The organism is Terrabacter sp. R4-6 (genome assembly GCF_057529065.1).
Map to the genome: position 1 here is coordinate 2334521 of NZ_CP197224.1, position 19185 is coordinate 2353705.

General features: G+C 74.0%; 18 protein-coding genes and 1 tRNA gene. 13 read left to right on the forward strand and 6 right to left on the reverse strand.

The window, feature by feature from the left end; all coding sequences use genetic code 11:
- The first annotated feature begins 3 nt into the window (after positions 1-3).
- From ACSSS0_RS10950 to ACSSS0_RS10970, 5 genes are all read left to right on the forward strand, one after another.
- Entirely contained in the window at positions 4-657 is a 654-nt protein-coding gene (locus tag ACSSS0_RS10950) for a TetR/AcrR family transcriptional regulator (protein ID WP_487227963.1), read from the forward strand.
- Between the two features lie 56 nt (positions 658-713).
- A tRNA-Leu gene (locus ACSSS0_RS10955) sits at positions 714-796 on the forward strand.
- A gap of 259 nt (positions 797-1055) precedes the next feature.
- Positions 1056-1493, forward strand: a complete 438-nt coding sequence (locus ACSSS0_RS10960) for a hypothetical protein (protein WP_487227964.1) — start codon at positions 1056-1058, stop codon at positions 1491-1493.
- A gap of 300 nt (positions 1494-1793) precedes the next feature.
- Complete coding sequence (locus ACSSS0_RS10965; RefSeq protein ID WP_487227965.1) at positions 1794-2795, forward strand: serine/threonine-protein kinase; 1002 nt, start codon at positions 1794-1796, stop codon at positions 2793-2795.
- A gap of 111 nt (positions 2796-2906) precedes the next feature.
- Complete coding sequence (locus tag ACSSS0_RS10970; protein WP_487227966.1) at positions 2907-3557, forward strand: LON peptidase substrate-binding domain-containing protein; 651 nt, start codon at positions 2907-2909, stop codon at positions 3555-3557.
- Positions 3558-3763: 206 nt separating this feature from the next.
- Here the strand turns inward: ACSSS0_RS10970 and ACSSS0_RS10975 are convergent, their stop codons facing one another.
- Entirely contained in the window at positions 3764-4471 is a 708-nt protein-coding gene (locus tag ACSSS0_RS10975) for a M50 family metallopeptidase (RefSeq protein ID WP_487227967.1), read from the reverse strand.
- A 140-nt stretch (positions 4472-4611) separates the two neighbouring features.
- Between ACSSS0_RS10975 and ACSSS0_RS10980 the strand changes: the two genes are divergently transcribed.
- On the forward strand, positions 4612-5457 hold the full coding sequence (locus ACSSS0_RS10980) for a zinc metalloprotease (protein ID WP_487227968.1): 846 nt from the start codon (positions 4612-4614) through the stop codon (positions 5455-5457).
- A 57-nt stretch (positions 5458-5514) separates the two neighbouring features.
- Here the strand turns inward: ACSSS0_RS10980 and ACSSS0_RS10985 are convergent, their stop codons facing one another.
- A complete protein-coding gene (locus ACSSS0_RS10985) occupies positions 5515-6450 on the reverse strand; it encodes a 2-dehydropantoate 2-reductase (protein WP_487227969.1) in 936 nt (311 codons plus the stop codon).
- Between the two features lie 151 nt (positions 6451-6601).
- Here ACSSS0_RS10985 and ACSSS0_RS10990 point away from each other — a divergent pair, with 151 nt between their 5' ends.
- The 4 genes from ACSSS0_RS10990 to ACSSS0_RS11005 are packed head-to-tail and all read left to right on the forward strand — an operon-like array spanning position 6602 to position 11207.
- Positions 6602-9193 carry a molybdopterin-dependent oxidoreductase gene (locus ACSSS0_RS10990; RefSeq protein ID WP_487227970.1) on the forward strand — a complete coding sequence of 864 codons (2592 nt, stop codon included), beginning with the start codon at positions 6602-6604 and terminating at the stop codon, positions 9191-9193.
- The gene (locus tag ACSSS0_RS10995) at positions 9190-10128 is read left to right on the forward strand and encodes an FAD binding domain-containing protein (protein ID WP_487227971.1); all 939 of its coding nucleotides are present in this window, start codon (positions 9190-9192) and stop codon (positions 10126-10128) included. Before ACSSS0_RS10990 ends, ACSSS0_RS10995 begins: the two co-directional genes overlap by 4 nt.
- A gap of 9 nt (positions 10129-10137) precedes the next feature.
- Positions 10138-10716 (forward strand): EVE domain-containing protein, encoded by a 579-nt coding sequence (locus ACSSS0_RS11000; RefSeq protein ID WP_487227972.1) that lies wholly within the window; start codon positions 10138-10140, stop codon positions 10714-10716.
- Positions 10713-11207 (forward strand): metallophosphoesterase family protein, encoded by a 495-nt coding sequence (locus tag ACSSS0_RS11005; protein WP_487227973.1) that lies wholly within the window; start codon positions 10713-10715, stop codon positions 11205-11207. The genes ACSSS0_RS11000 and ACSSS0_RS11005 overlap by 4 nt, the downstream gene beginning before the upstream one ends.
- A gap of 42 nt (positions 11208-11249) precedes the next feature.
- Here the strand turns inward: ACSSS0_RS11005 and ACSSS0_RS11010 are convergent, their stop codons facing one another.
- The 3 genes from ACSSS0_RS11010 to ACSSS0_RS11020 all read right to left on the reverse strand — a co-directional run bounded on the left by ACSSS0_RS11010 (position 11250) and on the right by ACSSS0_RS11020 (position 13631).
- Positions 11250-11738, reverse strand: coding sequence for a DUF1269 domain-containing protein (locus tag ACSSS0_RS11010; protein ID WP_435987892.1), 489 nt, complete (start codon positions 11736-11738; stop codon positions 11250-11252).
- A gap of 163 nt (positions 11739-11901) precedes the next feature.
- The gene (locus ACSSS0_RS11015; protein ID WP_487227974.1) at positions 11902-12399 is read right to left on the reverse strand and encodes a DUF427 domain-containing protein; all 498 of its coding nucleotides are present in this window, start codon (positions 12397-12399) and stop codon (positions 11902-11904) included.
- Positions 12396-13631, reverse strand: a complete 1236-nt coding sequence (locus ACSSS0_RS11020) for a cysteine desulfurase-like protein (RefSeq protein WP_487227975.1) — start codon at positions 13629-13631, stop codon at positions 12396-12398. Before ACSSS0_RS11020 ends, ACSSS0_RS11015 begins: the two co-directional genes overlap by 4 nt.
- A 126-nt stretch (positions 13632-13757) precedes the next feature.
- Here ACSSS0_RS11020 and ACSSS0_RS11025 point away from each other — a divergent pair, with 126 nt between their 5' ends.
- Positions 13758-15554, forward strand: coding sequence for an NAD(P)/FAD-dependent oxidoreductase (locus tag ACSSS0_RS11025; protein ID WP_487227976.1), 1797 nt, complete (start codon positions 13758-13760; stop codon positions 15552-15554).
- Positions 15547-16962 (forward strand): adenylate/guanylate cyclase domain-containing protein, encoded by a 1416-nt coding sequence (locus ACSSS0_RS11030; protein ID WP_487227977.1) that lies wholly within the window; start codon positions 15547-15549, stop codon positions 16960-16962. The genes ACSSS0_RS11025 and ACSSS0_RS11030 overlap by 8 nt, the downstream gene beginning before the upstream one ends.
- Positions 16963-17020: 58 nt before the next feature.
- Here the strand turns inward: ACSSS0_RS11030 and ACSSS0_RS11035 are convergent, their stop codons facing one another.
- Complete coding sequence (locus ACSSS0_RS11035; RefSeq protein ID WP_487227978.1) at positions 17021-18436, reverse strand: FAD-binding oxidoreductase; 1416 nt, start codon at positions 18434-18436, stop codon at positions 17021-17023.
- A gap of 204 nt (positions 18437-18640) precedes the next feature.
- Here ACSSS0_RS11035 and ACSSS0_RS11040 point away from each other — a divergent pair, with 204 nt between their 5' ends.
- Positions 18641-19165, forward strand: a complete 525-nt coding sequence (locus ACSSS0_RS11040; RefSeq protein ID WP_487227979.1) for a mycothiol transferase — start codon at positions 18641-18643, stop codon at positions 19163-19165.
- The last annotated feature ends 20 nt before the right edge of the window (positions 19166-19185 follow it).

Consider the following 19185-nt stretch of genomic DNA (forward strand, 5'->3'; position numbering starts at 1 on the left):
CCCGTGACCGAGCGACGACCGCTGAGCCGTGAGCGCATCGTGACCGCGGCGGCCGCCGTCGCCGACCGCAGTGGGCTCGCGGGCGTGAGCATGCGGTCGGTCGGCAAGGAGCTCGGCGCGGAGGCGATGTCGCTCTACCACCACGTGGCGGGCAAGGACGACCTGCTCGACGGCCTCGCCGACTGGGTCTTCACGTGCATCGAGCTGCCCGCGCTCGACGACCCGTGGCGACCGGCGATGCGCGAGCGGGCCGTGTCGTCGCGGGCGGCGCTGTCGGCGCACCCCTGGGCCCTCGGCCTCGTCGAGTCGCGGCGCAACCCGGGACCGGCGCTGCTCCGGCACCACGACACCGTGCTCGGGTGCCTCCGACGCGGCGGCTTCTCGGTGGCGCTCGCCGCCCACGCCTTCTCGGTCATCGACGCGTACGTCTACGGCTTCGTCCTCACCGAGCTCAACCTGCCGATGCAGACGGGTGAGCAGGCGGACGAGCTCGTCGTCGAGATGGGGATCCCGGCGGAGGACTACCCGCACCTGACGGAGATGATCGCCGAACAGGTGATGGGCCGCGACTACTCCTACGCCGACGAGTTCGACTTCGGCCTCGACCTCGTCCTCGACGGGCTCGAGGCGGCGCTCGCGGAGGCGGCGGCCGGGTGACCCTGGGCCCGGTTTGGCGATAGCGGGCCTCATACAGCACACTGTCTGCTTGTCACGCGCGAGTGGCGGAATGGCAGACGCGCTGGCTTCAGGTGCCAGTGTCCGAAAGGGCGTGGGGGTTCAAATCCCCCCTCGCGCACGCGATGACGAAGGGCCCCAGTTCTCGGAACTGGGGCCCTTTCGCGTGTCCCGACGACGGTTCCCCCCGGCGCCGAGAACTCGAAGCAGCACCAGATGATTCCGTATCTGGCGGTCACCTCGAGCGTCTGCCTGTCACCCAGCTCGATCAGCTCCAGTCACGGCCCGACGGAATCCCGGAAGGCCCGACGCCCCCGGGTGCGATCGCGGTCCATGGCGCGGCCGTGCGGGGTCGACTCTCCACGTGAAAGGAGCGCCACATGTCCAGTCAGTCCTCCACCTCCACCTCCACCTCCACCTCCACCTCCCCGACCACTCGACTCGGTCGTCGCTCGGCAGCGGCGCTCGGTACCTCGGCCCTCTTCTGCCTGGCCCTCGCCGGACCGGCCCTGTCCGTCGAGCTGCCCGACCCGGTCCCCGGTGTGGCACCGTCCGCCCCGCAGACCTGCGTGTACGTCGGCGGCGGCACCGTCGCGTCCTGCGGGACCTCGTCGTCGACGTCCTCGGGCTCCGGCGCGGGCTCGGCCAGCGCGGCCGAGCGGGGCACGCCCGACGTCGTCGCACCGGTGACGCGCCGGATCGTGCTGCCGTCGCCCGAGCCGTCCGACCTGCCGGCGATCGGCCTCGGCGTCGCGGCCGCGGTCGTCGTCGCCGGCGGCCTCGTCATCGCCTCGACGAACCGGCGGCGCGCGGCCTGAGGCCTTCCCGACGACCTCGCGACGGCACGTCAGGACCTCACCCGGCCCGGCGGCATACGACCTGCGTATGCCGCCGGGCGCCGTCCCGCGGGGTGCCGAAAAGAGGCGCCACTTCGCCGTTCGAGGTCTCGGCGGGCGGGGTATGTAGGCGGGAGCCGTGGACCGGGGGACGGTTCAGCAGTGACCAAGCCCGTGAATGTTCAATCATTGCCGGGTCCCGTACCATGACCGCTGACGAAGGCCCCTTGAGATGTCATCTGACGTGCACCTTCAGTCCCCGGAGACCGAGGTGTGCCTGACATGAACCGCCTGCAGGAAGGGTTCGTGCTCGGCGACCGCTACCAGCTGGAGAGCCGCATCGCCTCCGGTGGGATGGCCGACGTCTGGGCCGGCACCGACTCGGTGCTGCGGCGCGAGGTCGCCGTCAAGGTCATGCGTCCCGACGCCGACCACGAGCGGCTCTTCGCGCTCCGCTTCCGCGACGAGGCCGTGCACTCGGCCGCGCTGCTCCACACGAACATCGCGACGGTCTTCGACTACGGCGAGGACCAGGGCCTCGCGTTCCTCGTCATGGAGCTCGTCTCCGGCGAGCCGCTCTCGGCCGTGCTCAACCAGCGCGGCCCGCTCGATCCGAGCGAGGTCCGCTCGATCATGGGCCAGGCAGCGCTCGCGCTCGGCGTCGCGCACGAGGCGCGCGTCGTGCACCGCGACATCAAGCCGGCCAACATCATGGTCCGCGAGGACGGCCTCGTGAAGCTGACCGACTTCGGCATCGCCCGCGCCCTCGACGCGTCCGGCCACACGCAGCACGGCGAGATGCTCGGCACGCCCAACTACATCAGCCCCGAGCAGGCGCTCGGCCACGCGGCGACCGGCGCGAGCGACCTCTACGCCCTCGGCGTCGTCGGCCACGAGATGCTCGTCGGCAAGCGTCCCTTCGACCGTGGCACCCCCATCGCCACGGCCCTCAGCCACGTCAACGAGCCGCCACCACCGCTGCCCGACGACATCCCCGAGGACCTGCGCGACCTCATCGCCGAGTGCCTCGAGAAGGACCCCGAGAAGCGTCCGGCCAACGCCGCCGCCGTCGCGGTCCGACTCGGACTGGGCGACCAGGAGCTGCGCGGTCTCGCCCTCGGTCTCGCCACGGCGATCAACGGGGCGCCCGCCGAGATGCTCGACGAGGTCGAGGAGCTCCACGGCGAGGTCCGCGACCCGGGTCAGCGCACCGGCTCGGGTCCCGCCGTGACGGCAGAGGAGCTCGGCGCCACGCAGGCGATGCCGTCCGGGGTCCGCGACTGAGTCCCTGAGCCGTCCTAGGGGCTGCCCCTCGGGCCGTCCCGGACCTCCGCGCGCGGCACAGGGCTCGACAGCCCTCCTGTCACGGTCCCCGTTCCGACCTAGGCTGGCTCCATGGCGACCCTGCCGCTCTTCCCGCTCGGCACCGTGCTCATGCCCGGTGGCCGGCTGCCGCTGCAGATCTTCGAGCCGCGCTACGTCCAGCTGCTTAAGGACCTGCTCGACGGTCAGGACGAGCGCCTGCCGGTCTTCGGGGTCGTCGCGATCCGCGAGGGCTTCGAGGTCGGCGAGGACGGCGTGCGCGCCCTCCACCCCGTCGGCTGCGGGGCCCTCCTCGTCCAGGCCGCAGCCCTCGAGGGCGAGCGCTTCCTCGTCGTCTCGGAGGGCACCGACCGCTTCCGCCTCGACGCGATCGACGAGTCGGCCGACACGCCCTACACGACGGCCCGCGTCACCTGGCTGACCGAGCCCGACGGCGACGCCGGCACCATCACCCTGCTCGCGGCGCGGCTGCGTGCCGAGCTCACCGCCTTCGCCGCGGCCACCGGGGCCGAGCCGGACCTCCCCGCCGACGACCGGTCACTGGCGTATGCCGTCCCGGACACCGTGAGCCTCGACGTGGCCGACCGCCAGCGCGTCCTCGCGAGCAGCGACACCGAGTCCCGTCTGCGCCTCGGCCTCCAGCTCGTGCGGCGCGAGCGGGAGTTCGCCTCCGCGCTGGGCGCGGTCGGCCGCGCGCCGCTCCCGCCCTTCACCCTCAACTGACGACGACCCGCGCGGTCGGCGCGGGACCCAGCCCGACGGCATACCTGTGCTCCCCCGGTATGCCGCCGGGCTGGTGCCGCTGTCATCCGTGCACCGGATGCGGCATCCCCCGAGGTGTGGCGGGTGATTCCCCCTGGATCCACCCGAGCACCGCTTACCCAACCCCGGGCGCGTCGATCACCGGCGACCCGGCAGGCGGTTGCCGGTCAGCGGAGCGTGGCGACGACCTCGGCCACGACGACCCACGTCGCGAGCGCGCACACGACGACGAACGAAAGGTTCCAGACGACGCGTGGCAGGTGCGTCAGGGAGGCGAGGACGCCGGGGTCGCTGCCGGAGCCGCGGTCCTGCAGCACGGCCGCGAGGTGGCGCCACGCGCCAACGACGAGCACGACCCCGAGACCGACGAGGACCTGCGTCTGGAGGGCGTCGTCGCGCCACCACCACAGGGCCGCCGAGCCGGCGATGGCGACGACCATGACGACGACGGTGAGCCCGGACCGGACCCGGACGAGGGCGAAGAGCAGGACGGCCAGACCGGCCGTGATGACGGGCGCCGCCCAGCCGCGCTCGGCCGCCCACACCATCGCGGCACCGAGCAGCGCCGGCATCGGGTAGCCGGCCCACGTCGACGCGACGCGACCGGGGCCGCGCACCGGTCCGCGGGTCACGGCGTGGCCGGACATGTCGCCGCGGAGCACGAAGCCGGTGAACTGCCGGCCGACGAGGACGCCGACGACGGCGTGGCCGAGCTCGTGCACGAGGGTGACGGCGAGACGCACGACCCGCCAGAGCGGCTCGACCGCGACGAGCACGAGCGCGACGGCGAGGACCACGAGCAGCCGGGGCGCCGCCAGGGCGACGTCACCCGTCGCCGGGACGACCCGGTCGCGCACTGCCTCGAACCACTCCACGGACGCAGAACCTAGCCGACGCCGTTGTGGGTGCCCGAGGCAGCGTCCCGCTGGGTACGGCTAGAGGAGTCGCGCACGAGCGCAGGCTCCCGAATGTTCTCGGGGCGACAGGACGGACGGTTCACGGCACCATGCATGACATGCGTCAGGGGTCCCTCGTCCGCGCACCCGGTCGGCACCGAGCCACCGGCGCGAGCGCGTCCCGCGGACGCCGGCCCGCGTGGCTCGGCGCCGTCGTCCTCACGGTTCTGGCCGTGGTGCTCCCGCTGTGGCTGTGGCAGGTCCGGCCGTTCGACGCGCGGCACGGCATCGGGATCGACTCGCCGCCGGCCGGCATCGGCGCGGCCCAGGCCCCGCTCGGCGACCCGCCGTCGATGCCCGGCGGCCACGGCGGCTACACGTTCATGCGGATGCAGGCCAACGGCACCGACCCGGTCGCCTACGACCCGTGCCGTCCGATCCACTTCACGACGAGCACGGTCGGCCTGCCGCCCGGCGGCGACGCGCTCGTGCGCGAGGCCGTGGCGACGATGTCGGAGGCGAGCGGGCTGCGCTTCGTCGACGACGGCCTGACCGACGAGGCGCCGACGCCCGAGCGCGACCCGTACCAGCCCGACCGCTACGGCGACCGCTGGGCGCCCGTCTACGTCGCCTTCGCGACGCCCGAGCAGATCCCGCGCCTCGCGGGTGGCACCGTCGGTCTCGGCGGCAGCACGCCGCGCGCGGCGAGCGACGGTGCCCTCGTCTACGTCACCGGCTCCGTCTGGCTCGACGCCAAGGCGATGGACGACCTGCTCGCAGCGGGTCGCCGGGACTCCGCCCGGGCCGTCGTCGAGCACGAGATCGGTCACGTCCTCGGGCTCAACCACGTCTCCGACGGGTCCCAGCTGATGTCGCTGACGGGCGGCACGGGTGCCGGCCCCGAGGACGGCGACCGGCGTGGGCTCGCGATCCTCGGTCGCGGGGTGTGCCGGCCCGACCTCTGACGGTCACGCGGGTGCCCGAGCCCGCTGCGGGCGTACGCCATCGGCCCGGTCACGCGGTCAGCCGAGCAGCGCCCCGGGGTGGCGTGAGGTGAGCACCTCGAGGAGCATCCGGTGCAGCGGGACGTCGACGCCGGACTCGCCGGCGAGGCGCACCACGGCGCCGGTCCACGCGTCGAGCTCCGACGGCCGGCCCTCGAGCAGGTCGCGCTGGAGCGAGGTCGTCGCGTCGGCCGGCTGGTCGTCGACGAACGCCATCGTGCCCTCGACGACCCGCTGGGGCAGGCGTATGCCGCGGGCCCGGGCGAGCGTCTCCACCTCCCGCATCGCGTCCTGCAGGAGGGCTCGCCGGGGCGGCGCCGAGCGGAGCTCGCCGATCGTCGCGTCGAGGGCGGCGCCGAGGCCGCCGAAGGGCACGACGAAGAGCATCTTCGACCACAGCTCGGCCCAGATGTCGTCGGGCACGGGCGAGACCGCGCCGGACGCGGTCACGGCCTCGCGCAGTCGCGTGACCCGCTCGGACGCGCTGCCCGGACCGGCCGACCACTCGTCGAAGGCCAGCGAGGCCGGGCCACCGGCGTGCGTGATGCGGCCGGGGCCGTCGATGAAGGCGAAGATCTTGGCGATGCCGGGCAGCACGGCGTCGCGGCCGACGACGGCCGCGACCTGGCCCGGGGCCTCGACACCGTTCTGGGTCGTGACGACGGCCGTCCCGGGACCCACGAGGGAGGGCAGCGACTCGAGCACGGGAGGCAGCTGCCACGTCTTGACGGCGAGCAGGACCGCGTCGACGACCCCGATGGAGGCGATGTCGTCGGTCGCGTGTGCGGGCTCGACCGTGAAGTCGCCGGCGACGCTCGTCACGACGAGGCCGTGCTCGCGGATCGCCTCGAGGTGGGGGCCCCGCGCGACGAACGCGACGTCGTGCCCGGACGCTGCCAGCCGTCCGCCGAAGTAGCCGCCGATCCCACCCGTGCCCAGCACCGCGATGTGCATGACCGTGTCTCCTCGTCACCGTGGAGCCGGGTCGCCGCACCGTCCGCCGGCCGCGTCCACGAGCCCTCGACACCATCATCGCGCCCGGGCCGGTCCGGAGGTAGCGTCATGGCGCACCGTCTCGTCGAGAGACGCAGCCGCAGGAGGCCTCATGGAGCTCACCACCACGGTCAACGACGAGGCGCGGGTGCTCGACGTCGCGGGCACGGAGTCCGCGGTGGACGTCGTGCGCGACGGCCTCGGGCTGACCGGCACCAAGCTCGTCTGCGGGAGCGGGGTGTGCGGCGCGTGCACGATGCTCGTCGACGGCGAGCCGGTGCTCGGCTGCCTGACCCCCGCGACCCGCCTGCGCGACGCGAGCGTCACGACCGTCGAGGGCCTCGCCGACGGCGACCACCCGGTGCAGCGCGCCTTCGCCCACCACGACGGGCTCCAGTGCGGCTACTGCACGCCGGGGTTCGTCGTCGACGCCGTCGCCTTCCACGACCGGTGGCGCGCCGAGCACGCCGCCGACGGGACCGACGGTCCGAGCCGCGAGGTGATCGCCGAGGCGCTCGCGGGCCACCTGTGCCGGTGCGGCTCCTACGAGGGCATCTACCGCGCCGTGGCCGCCGCGTGCCGGGGCGAGCACGACGGCGGGGCCGGCGGCGTCGAGCGCATCGACGCCCCCGCCAAGGTCACCGGAGCAGCGGTCTACACGACCGACGTCGTCCTGCCCGGCATGCTGCACGCCGCGATCCGGCGCTCCGACGTGGCGGCCGGGGTCGTCCGCCCGGTCACCTTCCCCGACGGGGTCGCCGGCATCGACGTCCTGTCCGAGGACCGCCGGGTCCGGTGGGCCGGGCAGCCCGTCGCCGTCGTGGCCGCCGACACGGCCGCGGAGGCCCGGCGCATCGCGCGGGCGCTCGACCTCGACGTCACGGCCGAGCCCTTCGTCATCGACCCCGAGGCAGCCGTGCGGCCCGGAGCGCCGCTCGTCTACGCGACGCGCGCCGACCGCAAGGAGGCGCCCACCGCGGGCGAGGGCAGCGCGATGCCTGCCCCGTGGGACGGCAACAGCCACGGCCCGTCACGCACCCCCTACCTCGGCACCGTCGCCAAGCGCCGCATCCGGTCGGCCCGCTCCGAGGGCCGCCGCGGTCTCGTCGAGCTCGAGTTCCACACGGCGGTCCAGCTGCACACGGCCTTCGAGCCGCACGCCTGCCTCGCCGACTGGAGCGACCCGCAGCACCTCCGGGTGTGGCTCAGCACCCAGGCCGTCGAGGCCATGCGCCTCGAGATCGCCGACCACTTCGACCTCGACCCGACCCAGGTCGAGGTGATGGCCGAGCACGTCGGCGGCGGGTTCGGCGCCAAGCTCGGACTGACGATGGAGGCGATCGGCGCGATCTCCCTGAGCCGCCTCACCCGCCGGCCGGTGCGCCTCGTCCTCGACCGGCACGAGGAGCTGACCGGCACGGGCAACCGTCCCGGCAGCCGCTCGCGCGTCTCGCTCCTCGTCGACGACGACTCCCACGCGATCCGGGCCCTCACCGTCGACACCGACAGTCACGCGGGCGTCGCCGTCGGCAACAGCGTCGCGGCGCTCTCGATGCTCCTCTACGACCGCACCCCGCGCCTGGGTCGCGACGTCGACGTCGTGACGAACGCTCCGCCGGGAGCCCCCTTCCGCGGTCCCGGCGGCCCGACGGTCGCGTGGGCGCTCGAGCAGACCGTCGACGAGACCGCCCACCGCCTCGGCCGTGACCCGATCGAGCTGCGCGCGCAGTGGGACGGCAACGCCAAGCGCCAGGCCCTCTACCGCTGGGCGTCGGCGCTGCCGACGTGGCGGGAGCGTCCTGCGACGGGCAGCCGGACCGGCCGCTACCGCCGCGGGGTGGGTGTGGCGGCGGCCAACTGGATGTACTTCGTCGACCCCGACTGCGAGGTCGTCGTCTCCGTCGAGGCCGGCCGGCTCGTCGCGGCCACCGCGGTCCAGGACATGGGCACCGGCAGCCGCACCGTTCTCGCCCGGGCCGTCGCCGGCGTCTTCGGCGTCGACGCCACGTCGGTCGACGTCCGCCTCGGGCACGCGCACAGCGGGGCCACCCACGGCCCTGCCTCCGGCGGCAGCCGCACGACGGTCTCCCTCTGGTCGACGGCCGTCGAGGCGGCCACGGCCCTTCGCGGCCGCATCGGCACCGACCTCGCCGGCGCTCCCGACGGGGTCTCCGCGACGGCGAAGCGCGGCGGCGACCGCGGCCTGCGCGCCGTCCCCTTCACGATGGGCGGCATCCAGGTCGGCCGCGGCTTCTCGGCCGCCCTCCACGTCAGCGAGGTCGAGGTCGACACCCGCACCGGGAAGACCCGAGTGCTCCGCGTGCACGGGGGCATCGCCGTCGGCCGCATCCACGCCCCGGTCCTGGCCCGCAGCCAGTGCGAGGGCTCGGTCATCCAGGGCATCGGGCTCGCGCTCTACGAGAACCAGGTGCTCGACCCGCACACGGGCCTCACCCTGACCGCCAACCTCGAGGACTACCGCATCCCGCAGCTCGGCGACACTCCCGAGATCGACATCCACTTCCACGAGGAGGGCTGGGACCGCGTGCCCGGCGGCGGGGTCGGCCTCGGCGAGGTGGCGACGATCAGCCCGGCGGCCTCGGTCGGCAACGCGATCTTCAACGCGACGGGCTGGCGTCCGCTGACGCTCCCCGTGCGACCCGACCGGCTGCTCGAAGGACTCCGCACGGAGGTCACGCGATGAGTGTCACGATCCTCACGGCATACGACGAGCGACCCGACGGCGCAGGCGATCTCGTCTATCGCGCCGGCGGCACCGACCTGCAGGAGCGGCTGCGCACGACGGGCGCCACGCCGCACATCCTCGACCTGACGGGGGTGCCCGGCTTCGCCGCCCGCGAGCGCACCGACGCCGGCACGACCCTCGGCGCCGGCGTCACCGTCGCCACCGTCGCACGCGACCTGGCCGTCGACTACCCGGCGCTCGCGCTCACCGCCGCGGGACTCGCCACGCCCCAGGTGCGCGCGACCGCGACGATCGGCGGCAACCTGCTCCAGCGCACCCGCTGCTGGTACTTCCGCCACCCGCACACGTCGTGCTTGAAGTCGGGCGGCGACGGCTGCCCGGCGCGCGACGGGCGCCACCTCTACGGCGTCGCCTTCGACACGGCGCCGTGCGTCCACCCGCACCCGTCGTCGCTCGCGATGGCCCTCATGACGTATGCCGCCACGGTCGACACGACGCAACGTGACGGTCTCGGGGTGGGCGAGGTGCTCGGCGACGGGTCCGACCCGAGTCGTGACCACCTCCTCGCAGTCGACGAGGTGCTGACCCGCGTGACGCTGCCGCCTCCGGTGGCGGGCGAGCGGGCGGCCTACTTCCGCTCGATCAGCCGCTTCGAGGCCGAGTGGCCGCTCGTCGAGGCCGTCGTCCGCGTCGTGCGCGACGACGACGGGACGGTCACGTCCTGCGGCCTCGCGATCGGCGGGGTGGCGCCGGTCCCGCTGCGCCTCGGTGCCGTCGAGGAGCTGCTGACCGGGTCGACCCTCGACGACGACACGGTCGCCGCGGCGGCGCGTCTGGCCACCGAAGGGGCCAACCCGCTCCCCGAGACCGGCTACAAGGTGCAGCTCGTCGAGGCCACGGTCCTCGAGGTCCTGGAGCGCGTCCGCGGGTAGGTGACCGGCATGGCAGCAGAGGCGAGCACCGGGCGGGCCGTCGAGCGGGAGCGTCTCGGGGCGTGGGTGCTCAAGTGCAACCCGTCGCTCTGGGACCTGCGAGCACTGCTCGACACCGGTGAGCGGCGCCTCAGCTCCTGGGCGGTGCACCCGAGCTACCGCACCCGGCTCGTCGCGCCCGGTGACCGGGTGCTCTTCTGGGTGTCCGGCGACGGGCGTGACGGGCTGCACCGAGGGGTGTGGGGACTCGGGCACACGGTGTCGGACGTCGAGCCGTGGGTCGAGTCGTCGCAGGGACTCTGGCGCAGCGCGTCGGACGCCGCAGCCGTGCGGGTGCGGGTCGAGATCGAGGTCCGGCTGCTCGACGAACCCGTCGAGGACGCGGAGCTCCGGGCGGCCGGAATCGACGACCTGGAGGTGCAGCGCCAACCGTTCATGGCCAACCCGTCGTTCGTCACGCGCGACCAGCTGGAGGCGATCGAGCCGCTTCTGCCGGAGTGGCCCGCCGCCCCCGTCGCCCCCGTCGCCTCCGCCGCCTCCGGAGCGCCCGACGCAGGCCCGAACTGCGTGACCGGGAGTGGGGCATGAAGGTCCTCGTCGTCTCCGACACCCACGCGCCCCGCCACTGGAAGGCCTGCCCGCCGGCGCTGCTCCCGCACCTCGAGTCGGCCGACGTCATCCTCCACGCCGGTGACGTCTGCACCCCCGACGTCCTCGACCTGCTGGCGACCTTCGCGCCCGTGCACGTCGTCATGGGCAACAACGACGTGCCCGAGGTCGCCGACTGGGGCGCCCCCGAGACGTTCGAGGTCGAGCTGGAGGGGCTGCGCGTCGGGATGATCCACGACAGCGGGCAGCGCCAGGGCCGCACCGCCCGGATGCGGCGGCGCTTCCCCACCGCCGACCTCGTCGTCTTCGGGCACTCGCACATCCCCCTCGACGAGACCGGCGACGGCGTGCGCATCCTCAACCCGGGCTCGCCGACCGACCGGCGGCGCCAGCCGGCCGGGACCGTCGCCACGCTCGACGTGCGCGACGGGGCGCTCGTCGAGGCGCGGATCGTGCCGCTGCCGCGCTGAACCCGCGACCGGGGCTCAGCGGGCTCAGCGGGCTCAGCGGGCTCAGCGGCCGCCGAAGGTCTCCAGCAGGATCTGGCGCTCGCCGTCCGTGAGGTTGGTGGCGACGAGCTTGCTGTGGATCCCGCGGAGGCGCTCGCCGACGCGGTCGAGGTCGCCCTGCTCGGTGACGACGAAGAGCGCCGACGTGCCCGGGGTCAGCTCGGTGCGGATCGTCTCCAGCTGCTCCTTGGTGATGCCGGCGTCCTCCGTCATCTTGCTGATGGCCCCGATGGCCGCGCCGACGACGCCCCCGACGACCGGGACGAAGAAGAGCGCTCCGACGAGCACTCCCCAGAGCGCGCCCCAGCCCGTGCCACGCCACTTCTCGTCGTTCCCGTGGCTCATGCTGGGATGCTCGTCGCCCTCGGGCCAGGTGACGACAGCGTGGTCGACGACCTTGAGGAAACCCTCCGCCTGACAGTCCTCGAGGACGGACTCGGCGTGCGCGGCGCCGTCGAGGTTGTCGAACTTCCAAACCGTGAAGGCAGCCATCTCGTGCTCCTTTGCGTGACGCCGCTGGCCGGCCGGCCAACCGACAGTGGTCGAGGCTGTGTCGTCGGAGCGTGCGTGCGTCTGCGGACGAGCAGCCCCCACGAGACCCACCCTGCCGCTCTGCGCCCCCGCGTTCCTCCCCCTCACAGGGTGAGGTCTGCCGTCACCAGCCCCAGGAGCCGGGGCCGCCCTTGAAGGGACCGACGACGCGGTCGGTGATCCACCCGCCGTAGAAGCCGCCGTCCTGCGGCCGCACCCGCTCACCGTCGACGAAGCACGCGTCGACGAGACCGGGCATGACGGCGACGTGACCGGCCAGGACGGCATACGTCGGCACGGGGTCGGGGTAGGTCCACGCGGCCCGGGCCGCCCGACGCCCGCCGCCGACGACGTCGAAGTAGGCGGCCTGTCCCTTCCACTCGCACACGGAGCTCCCCGGGACGGGGACGAGCGCCCCGTCGACGAAGGCGTCGAGCGGGAGGTAGTAGGTGGGCGGGTGGCTCGTCTCGAGCACCCGGAGCGACGCTCGGGTGCGCGCCACGACCTCGGCGCCGAGGTGCACCTCGACGAGCTCCCCGCTCGGGTCGACGGCCGGTGGGCGCGGGTAGTCCCAGACCGACTCCTGGCCCGGACCGGCCGGCAGCGGCACGGGGCGGCTCACCGGGCCACCGCGCAGATCTCCTCGAGGCCGGTCGCGAGCCGGTCGACGTCGTCGGCGTTCGTGTAGGGCGCGAGTCCCATCCTCAGCCCGCCCGTGGCGCCGAGCCCGAGCGCGTGGCTGGCCTCCCACGCGTAGAAGTGGCCGGCCGGGGCGTTGACGCCCCGCTCGGCGAGGGCCACCCGCAGGTCCTGCGGGTCGTGGCCCTCCACGGTGACGAGCAGGGTCGGGGTCCGGCGCTGCGCGTTGCTGTATGCCGTGAGCCCGGGGATCGCGCGCAGCCGGGCCTCCAGCGCGGCGAGGAGGGCGTCCTCGTGCCCCTCGAGCGCGGCGAAGGACGCGACGAGGCGGTCGCGGCGGGCCCGCGAGGGGTCGGTGAGGGCGAGGTCGGCGAGGAAGTCGACGGCGGCGGTCGTGCCGGCGAGCAGCTCGTAGGGCAGGGTGCCGAGCTCGAACCGCTCGGGCACGGCGTCGGACGAGGGCAGCAGCTTGGCGGGGTGCAGCGTCTCAAGCAGTGCGGGCGCGGCGGCGAGGACGCCGTGGTGCGGGCCGAGGAACTTGTAGGGCGAGCAGACCCAGAAGTCGGCGCCGCTCGCCGGCACGTCGGTGAGCACGTGCGCGGTCGCGTGGACGCCGTCGACCCAGAGCAGCGCGCCTGCCGCGTGGGCGATCCCGGCGATGGCAGGGAGGTCCGGACGTGTGCCGATGAGGTTGGACGCGGCGGTCACGGCGACGAGCCGCGTGCGCTCGCCGACGACCGCGGCGACGGCCTCCGGGGCGAGCTCACCTGTGCCCTGGTCGAACTCGGCCCAACGCACCGTCGCACCGCGAGCCTCGGCTGCGAGCACCCACGGTCGGATGTTGGCGTCGTGGTCGAGGCGGCTGACGACGACCTCGTCGCCCGGACCCCAGTCCGACGAGAGCGTGCGCGCGAGGTGGAAGGTCAGCTCGGTGGCCGACCGGCCGAAGACGATGCCGCCCGGGTCGACCGCGAGCAGGTCGCCCATCGCCGCGCGGGCCTCGACGACGATGCGGTCGGCCCGGCGCTCGGCCGGCGTCACGGTGCCGCGGTTCGAGATGGCCGAGGTCAGCGTCTCGACGACCGCTGTCGCGACGGTGTCAGGCACCTGTGACCCGCCGGGCCCGTCGAAGTGCGCGGCGCCCTCGTGGAGCGCGGGGAAGTGCCAACGGATCCGGTCGACGTCGTACGCGGTGGGTGCTCCCAGTGGTGCCATGGCCCCATCTTGGCCGAGGGCCGACCAGATCGTCCGTTCGGGACCCGCACGCGGGTCGCCCGTCCTACCGTCGAGGGAAGGGGTGGTCGCACGTCGTCCTGCCCATCCACTGCACGAGGGGTTTCCATGACCCGTCCTCTCCTGCTCGTCGTCGACCACGACCTCGACGCGCTCGCTCGGACCGAGGCCGAGCTGGCCCGGCGCTTCGGCGCGGACTTCCGGGTGCGCGGCGAGTCCGACAGCGCCGTCGCCCTGCAGCAGCTCGAGCTCGCTGCCGAGCGTGGCGATCCCGTCGCCCTCGTCCTCGCCGACCCGTGGCTCCCCGGCCTCGGCGGTGCCGAGCTGCTGCGCTCGGTGCGCACCCTGCACCCGGACGCCGCGAGGGCATTCCTCGTGCCGTGGGGCGCCTGGGCCGACGGGCGCACGGCCGAGGCGATCCTGCGGGGCATGTCGCACGGCGACATCGACTACTACGTCCTCGCCCCGTGGACCTCGCCCGACGAGCTCTTCTGCCGCACCGTCTCGGAGTTCGTCCAGGTCTGGTCCCGGACGGTCGCGAACCGCCGACGCGAGGTGGTCGTGGTCGGAGCCGCTCGCGACCCCCGCGGCCACACGGTCCGGACCCTCCTGACCCGCAACGGGATCCCGCACGCCTACCTCGACCGCGGCTCGGCCGAGGCGGTGGACCTGCTCCGGTCGATCGAGGCCCCGCGGCCGGATGACACGGACGGGCCGCTCGTGGTCTGGCTCGCAGCGCTGGGCGGGCAGGTCCTGCTCGACCCGACCGACGTCGAGATCTGCCGGGCCTGGGGCATCGGGACCGACCTCACGGTGCCAAGGGGCGACAGCGGTGACGGGGGCGACGGGGCGCGCGAGGAGGTGCGCGACGTCGACCTGCTCGTCGTCGGCGCCGGACCGGCCGGTCTCGCGGCAGCGGTCTACGGCTCCTCCGAGGGGCTGTCGGTCCTCTGCGTCGAGGAGCAGGCGCTCGGCGGGCAGGCCGGCACGAGCTCGCTCATCCGCAACTACCTCGGCTTCTCGCGGGGGGTCTCCGGCGCCGAGCTCGCGCAACGCGGCTTCCAGCAGGCGTGGGTCTTCGGTGCGCGCTTCGTCCTGACGAGGCGCGTCACCGCGATCGACCGGTCCGCCGGGGACGACGGGTCCTCGTGGTTCGTGGCCTCGGTCTCGGACGTCGGTGAGGTGCGAGCGCGGGCGGTGCTGCTCGCCACCGGGGTGGCCTACCGGCGCCTCGGGGTGCCGTCGCTCGAGGCGCTGAGCGGGTCGGGCGTCTACTACGGCGCCAACGTCTCCGAGGCCCACGGGCTCGCCGGCGCGCACACGGTCATCGTGGGCGGCGGCAACTCGGCCGGCCAGGCGGCCCTGCACCTGCAGCGGTATGCCGCGGACGTGACCATCGTCATCCGCACCCCCGACCTCTCGGCGACCATGTCTCGCTACCTCATCGACGAGATCGAGGCGTCGTCGACGATCACCGTCGTCCCGAACGCCGACGTCGTCGACGGGAGCGGCGACGGGTGGCTGTCCGAGGTCGTCGTCGCGGACCGCACGACCGGCGAGCGGCGCTCGATCCCGGCGGACGGCCTCTTCGTCATGATCGGCGCGCAGCCCCACACGTCATGGCTGCCCGAGGGCGTCGCCCGCGACCCGTGGGGTTTCCTGCTCACGGGAGCCGACGTCCGCGAGGCCGGCACCTGGACCCTCGAGCGACCCCCGTGCGCCCACGAGACCTCGGTGCCGGGACTCTTCGCCGTCGGGGACGTGCGCGCCGGGTCGGTCAAACGCGTCGCGTCGGCCGTCGGCGAGGGGTCGGTCGTCGTGTCGGAGGTCCACCAGTACCTCTCCCTCACCGAGGCGACGTCGCGGTCGAGGGAGGCGAAGGCGAAGGCCGGCCCCGATGGCTGACGACGCGGCCGTGACCCCGGCGCAGGACGCCCGGACCCGGCCGGCGCCGGTGCGCCCCGGTGCGCGGCGGCGCGCCGCCGTGGGTGCCGTCGCGCTGACCCTGCCGCTGGTCGGCCTCGCCGTGCTCCGGCTCTCCGAGCAGCTCGACATGCAGTGGCAGCACGACCCGACACACTTCTGGATCGTCCTCGGCGCGGCCCTGCTCAGCGCCCTGACGGCATACGGCACGGGGGCCGCGGCGGTGCGACGGGGCGACGTGCGCGTCATGTACGTCTCGCTCGCCTTCCTGTCCGCCTCGGGGTTCCTCGGGCTGCACGCCCTGGCGACCCCGCACATGCTGCTCGAGACCGCCTCGGCCGGGTTCAACATCTCCACCCCCGTCGGCATCGCGATCGGCTCGCTCTTCGCCGTCGCGTCGGTGCGCGAGGTCGACGCCGCCCGGGCAGCCGCCGAGATGCAGCGCGCGAGGATGTTGCGCGTCGCGCTGCTCGTCACCATGGTCGCCTGGGGCGTGGCCTCCCTGCTGCGGCTGCCGCCCTTCGACGTCGGGCCGGGCCTCGGGCGGGACTCGCCGGCGATGGTCGCCGTGGCCGTCGTGTCGGTCGTCCTCTTCGGGGTGGCGGCGGTGACCTACGTGCGGCTGTGGTGGCGGCGCGGCGGGCTGCTCCCCGCGGCGATGGCCTCGGCGATGGTGCTGCTCGCCGAGGCGATGGTCGCCATCGTGCTCGCCCCGAACTGGCACTACTCGTGGTGGGGCTGGCACCTGCTCATGCTCGCGGCCTTCGTCCTCGTCGCGTGGGGCGCGCAGCAGTCGTGGCACGAGGAGCGCTACGCCGCCCTCTACACCGCAGACACCCTCGCCGGGCGCCGCGAGATGTCGATCCTCTTCGCCGACCTCAAGGGCTTCACGACCTTCTCCGAGGGTCACGACCCGACCGAGGTCACCGACATGCTCAACGCCTACTTCACCGTCGCGATCCCGGCTGTCGTCAAGCGGCACGGGGGCACGATCGACCGGCTCATCGGCGACGCGATCATGGCGACCTTCAACCGCCTCGGCGACCAGCCCGATCACGCCCGCCGCGCCGCGCAGGCGGGGCTGGACCTCCAGGTCGAGACGGCGCGCATCGCCGACCAGCACCCCGGCTGGCCCCGCTTCCGGGTCGGGATCAACAGTGGCGAGGTGCTCGTCAGCGTGCTCGGCAGCGAGGGCGGTCGCACCCACACCGTCATCGGAGACGCGGTCAACGTCGCCTCCCGGATCGAGGGCCAGGCGCCGGTCGGACGCGTCGCGGTCACCGCCGACACCCTGGCGCTGCTCCCCGGCGCGACCACCGAGCCGCTCGGTGCCCTCGAGCTCAAGGGCAAGGACGACCCGGTGGAGGCGTTCGTCCTCGTGACCCTCTGACGCCGGTCGAGCTGATCACGTGGGTCACGTGTCCCACGCGATCAGCTCGAACGCAGCATCACGTCGTGACCGCGCCGTCCTCGAAGAGACGGGGGACGCGGTGGTTGGCGAGGAACCGGTCGTCCGGGTCGTAGGCCGACCGGATCCCCTTGAGCTGCAGCCACGCCGACTCGGTGTAGCCCGTGCGGGCGTCGACCTCGTTCTCGGCGAAGTTGAGGTAGCTGCGGCCCGTCGACCACGGCTCGAGCGAGCCGGTGAGCGCGTGGGCGTCGAGCTGCCCCTGCATCGCCAGCTCCGGCGTCGCCGCGATGGCGACGGCGAAGACGGCGTATGCCGCGTCGATCGTCGCGAGGGCACCGTGGCCCTCGGGCGCACGGCCGAGGGCGCCGCCGAGCTGGCGCAGCTCGGTCGACAGCAGTGACGACGTCGAGCCCGGGCCGACCTGCTCGAGGAGCGTGTCGATGGTCGCGTCACCGAGCTCACCGATGAGCGTGCCGTCCGAGACGGCGGGCGTCGGGCCCTCCGGGTCCATGTGCAGCCGGGTCAGGGACCGGGCCGGCACTCGGTCGAAGGTGTCGATCTCGGGTCCGAGGCCGCGCAGCATCCCGAGGATCGAGAGGGCCTCGGCGTCGCAGCCCAGCACGGCGCCGTCGATGACGACGAGCGACCGGCCGCGCAGCGGCTCCGGGATCGCCGGGAGCGGCGGGACGTCGAGGAAGCGGAACGACGTCGTCACGGCGTCGGGCGCCTCGGGCGCCCAGTCGGCCCAGCGACGCAGCACGCGCTCGGCCTGGTCGCGGTCCCAGACGAGCATGCCGGCATACGCCGTCTCGATCGGGTAGAGGCGGAACTCGAGCGCCGTGACGACGCCGAAGTTGCCGCCGCCACCTCGCAGCGCCCAGAAGAGCTCGACGTTCTGCGTCGCGTCGGCGCGCACGTGCTCGCCGTCGGCGGTGACGAGCTCGACGGCCGTGAGGCTGTTGGAGGCGAGGCCGAGCTTGCGGGCGTACCAGCCGATGCCGCCCCCGAGGCTGTAGCCGGCGATGCCGACGTCGGGCGAGCTGCCGTGCAGGGCCGCGAGCCGGTGGTCTGCCGCGGGCTCGGTCGCGTCGATCCAGAGCGCGCCGCCCTCGACCCGGGCGATCCGGCGGGTCGCGTCGATGCTGACGCCGCGCATCCGCTCGGTGCGGACGAGGACGACGTCGTCGAGGCCGCGCCCGACGAGCGGTCCGGCGTTGTGGCCGGTGCTCTGGGGAGCGACGCGCAGACCGGCCGCCCCGGCCGCGCGGACGACCGCCTGGACGTCCGAGACGGTGCGGGGCAGGGCGACGGCGGCCGGGCGCTGGTCGAGCGCGACGTTCCACGGCATCCGGGCCGCGTCGTAGCCGGGGTCGCCGGGGAGGTGGACCGCACCGTCGCAGAGTCCGGCGAGGCTCGTGGCCCGTCGGGCGGTGGGGGTGAGGATGGTCGTCATGTGCTGGTCTCCTGGGTCGGGGCGCCCGGCGTCGTTGCGTGTGGTGGGCGCGGGGGTTCAGAGACCGGACAAGGCGTCCAGATACATCCTCGGCGAAACGTCCGTTTCGTCCGGCGCGCCTCTGGCGCAAGCGGATTGGCCGGACGCCGTGGGTCACGTCCAGCGCTTCGTCGCCGTCGGGTGCATGCTGGGGAGGTGGACGACATGACGACCGACATCGCACGTGACCTCATGCTCGACGGTTTCGGCCGCATCCGCGACGGGGTGCCGGCGGTGGTCGACGGGCTCTCCGTCGAGGAGCTGCTGTGGCGCCCCGACCAGGACGCGAACCACATCGCGTGGCTCGTCTGGCACCTCGCGCGCCAGCAGGACGACCAGGTGGCTCAGCTGGCGGACGCGGACGCCTCGGTGTGGCGCGGCGACGGCTGGGTCGAGCGGTTCGAGCTGCCCTACCCTCCGGACGCGCACGGGTGGAGCATGTCCTCGGCCGACGTGGGTCGTTTCACCGTGGCCGACCCGGCCCTCTTCGCCGAGTACCACGCGGCCGTGCACGAGCGCACGGTCGAGCTCGTCGAGGAGCTCGACGACACGGCATACGCCCGCGTCGTCGACGACCGCTGGGACCCGCCCGTCGCCGTCGCGGTGCGCCTCGTCTCCGTCCTCGACGACGCGGCCAAGCACCTCGGCCAGGCGGAGTACGTCAGGGGCCTCGTCGAGCGCCGCCGCTGAGACCTCGGGTCAGCGACCGC

What these genes read in the sequence shown, in the direction of transcription:
- ACSSS0_RS10965 (WP_487227965.1), top strand. Translation starts at nt 1,794, where the DNA reads ATGAACCGCCTGCAGGAAGGGTTCGTGCTCGGCGACCGCTACCAGCTG.
- ACSSS0_RS10980 (WP_487227968.1), top strand. Translation starts at nt 4,612, where the DNA reads ATGCGTCAGGGGTCCCTCGTCCGCGCACCCGGTCGGCACCGAGCCACC.
- ACSSS0_RS11035 (WP_487227978.1), bottom strand. Translation starts at nt 18,436, where the DNA reads ATGACGACCATCCTCACCCCCACCGCCCGACGGGCCACGAGCCTCGCC.
- ACSSS0_RS10970 (WP_487227966.1), top strand. Translation starts at nt 2,907, where the DNA reads ATGGCGACCCTGCCGCTCTTCCCGCTCGGCACCGTGCTCATGCCCGGT.
- ACSSS0_RS11010 (WP_435987892.1), bottom strand. Translation starts at nt 11,738, where the DNA reads ATGGCTGCCTTCACGGTTTGGAAGTTCGACAACCTCGACGGCGCCGCG.
- ACSSS0_RS10985 (WP_487227969.1), bottom strand. Translation starts at nt 6,450, where the DNA reads ATGCACATCGCGGTGCTGGGCACGGGTGGGATCGGCGGCTACTTCGGC.
- ACSSS0_RS10990 (WP_487227970.1), top strand. Translation starts at nt 6,602, where the DNA reads ATGGAGCTCACCACCACGGTCAACGACGAGGCGCGGGTGCTCGACGTC.
- ACSSS0_RS11000 (WP_487227972.1), top strand. Translation starts at nt 10,138, where the DNA reads ATGGCAGCAGAGGCGAGCACCGGGCGGGCCGTCGAGCGGGAGCGTCTC.
- ACSSS0_RS11020 (WP_487227975.1), bottom strand. Translation starts at nt 13,631, where the DNA reads ATGGCACCACTGGGAGCACCCACCGCGTACGACGTCGACCGGATCCGT.
- ACSSS0_RS11005 (WP_487227973.1), top strand. Translation starts at nt 10,713, where the DNA reads ATGAAGGTCCTCGTCGTCTCCGACACCCACGCGCCCCGCCACTGGAAG.
- ACSSS0_RS11030 (WP_487227977.1), top strand. Translation starts at nt 15,547, where the DNA reads ATGGCTGACGACGCGGCCGTGACCCCGGCGCAGGACGCCCGGACCCGG.
- ACSSS0_RS10995 (WP_487227971.1), top strand. Translation starts at nt 9,190, where the DNA reads ATGAGTGTCACGATCCTCACGGCATACGACGAGCGACCCGACGGCGCA.
- ACSSS0_RS11040 (WP_487227979.1), top strand. Translation starts at nt 18,641, where the DNA reads ATGACGACCGACATCGCACGTGACCTCATGCTCGACGGTTTCGGCCGC.
- ACSSS0_RS11025 (WP_487227976.1), top strand. Translation starts at nt 13,758, where the DNA reads ATGACCCGTCCTCTCCTGCTCGTCGTCGACCACGACCTCGACGCGCTC.
- ACSSS0_RS10960 (WP_487227964.1), top strand. Translation starts at nt 1,056, where the DNA reads ATGTCCAGTCAGTCCTCCACCTCCACCTCCACCTCCACCTCCACCTCC.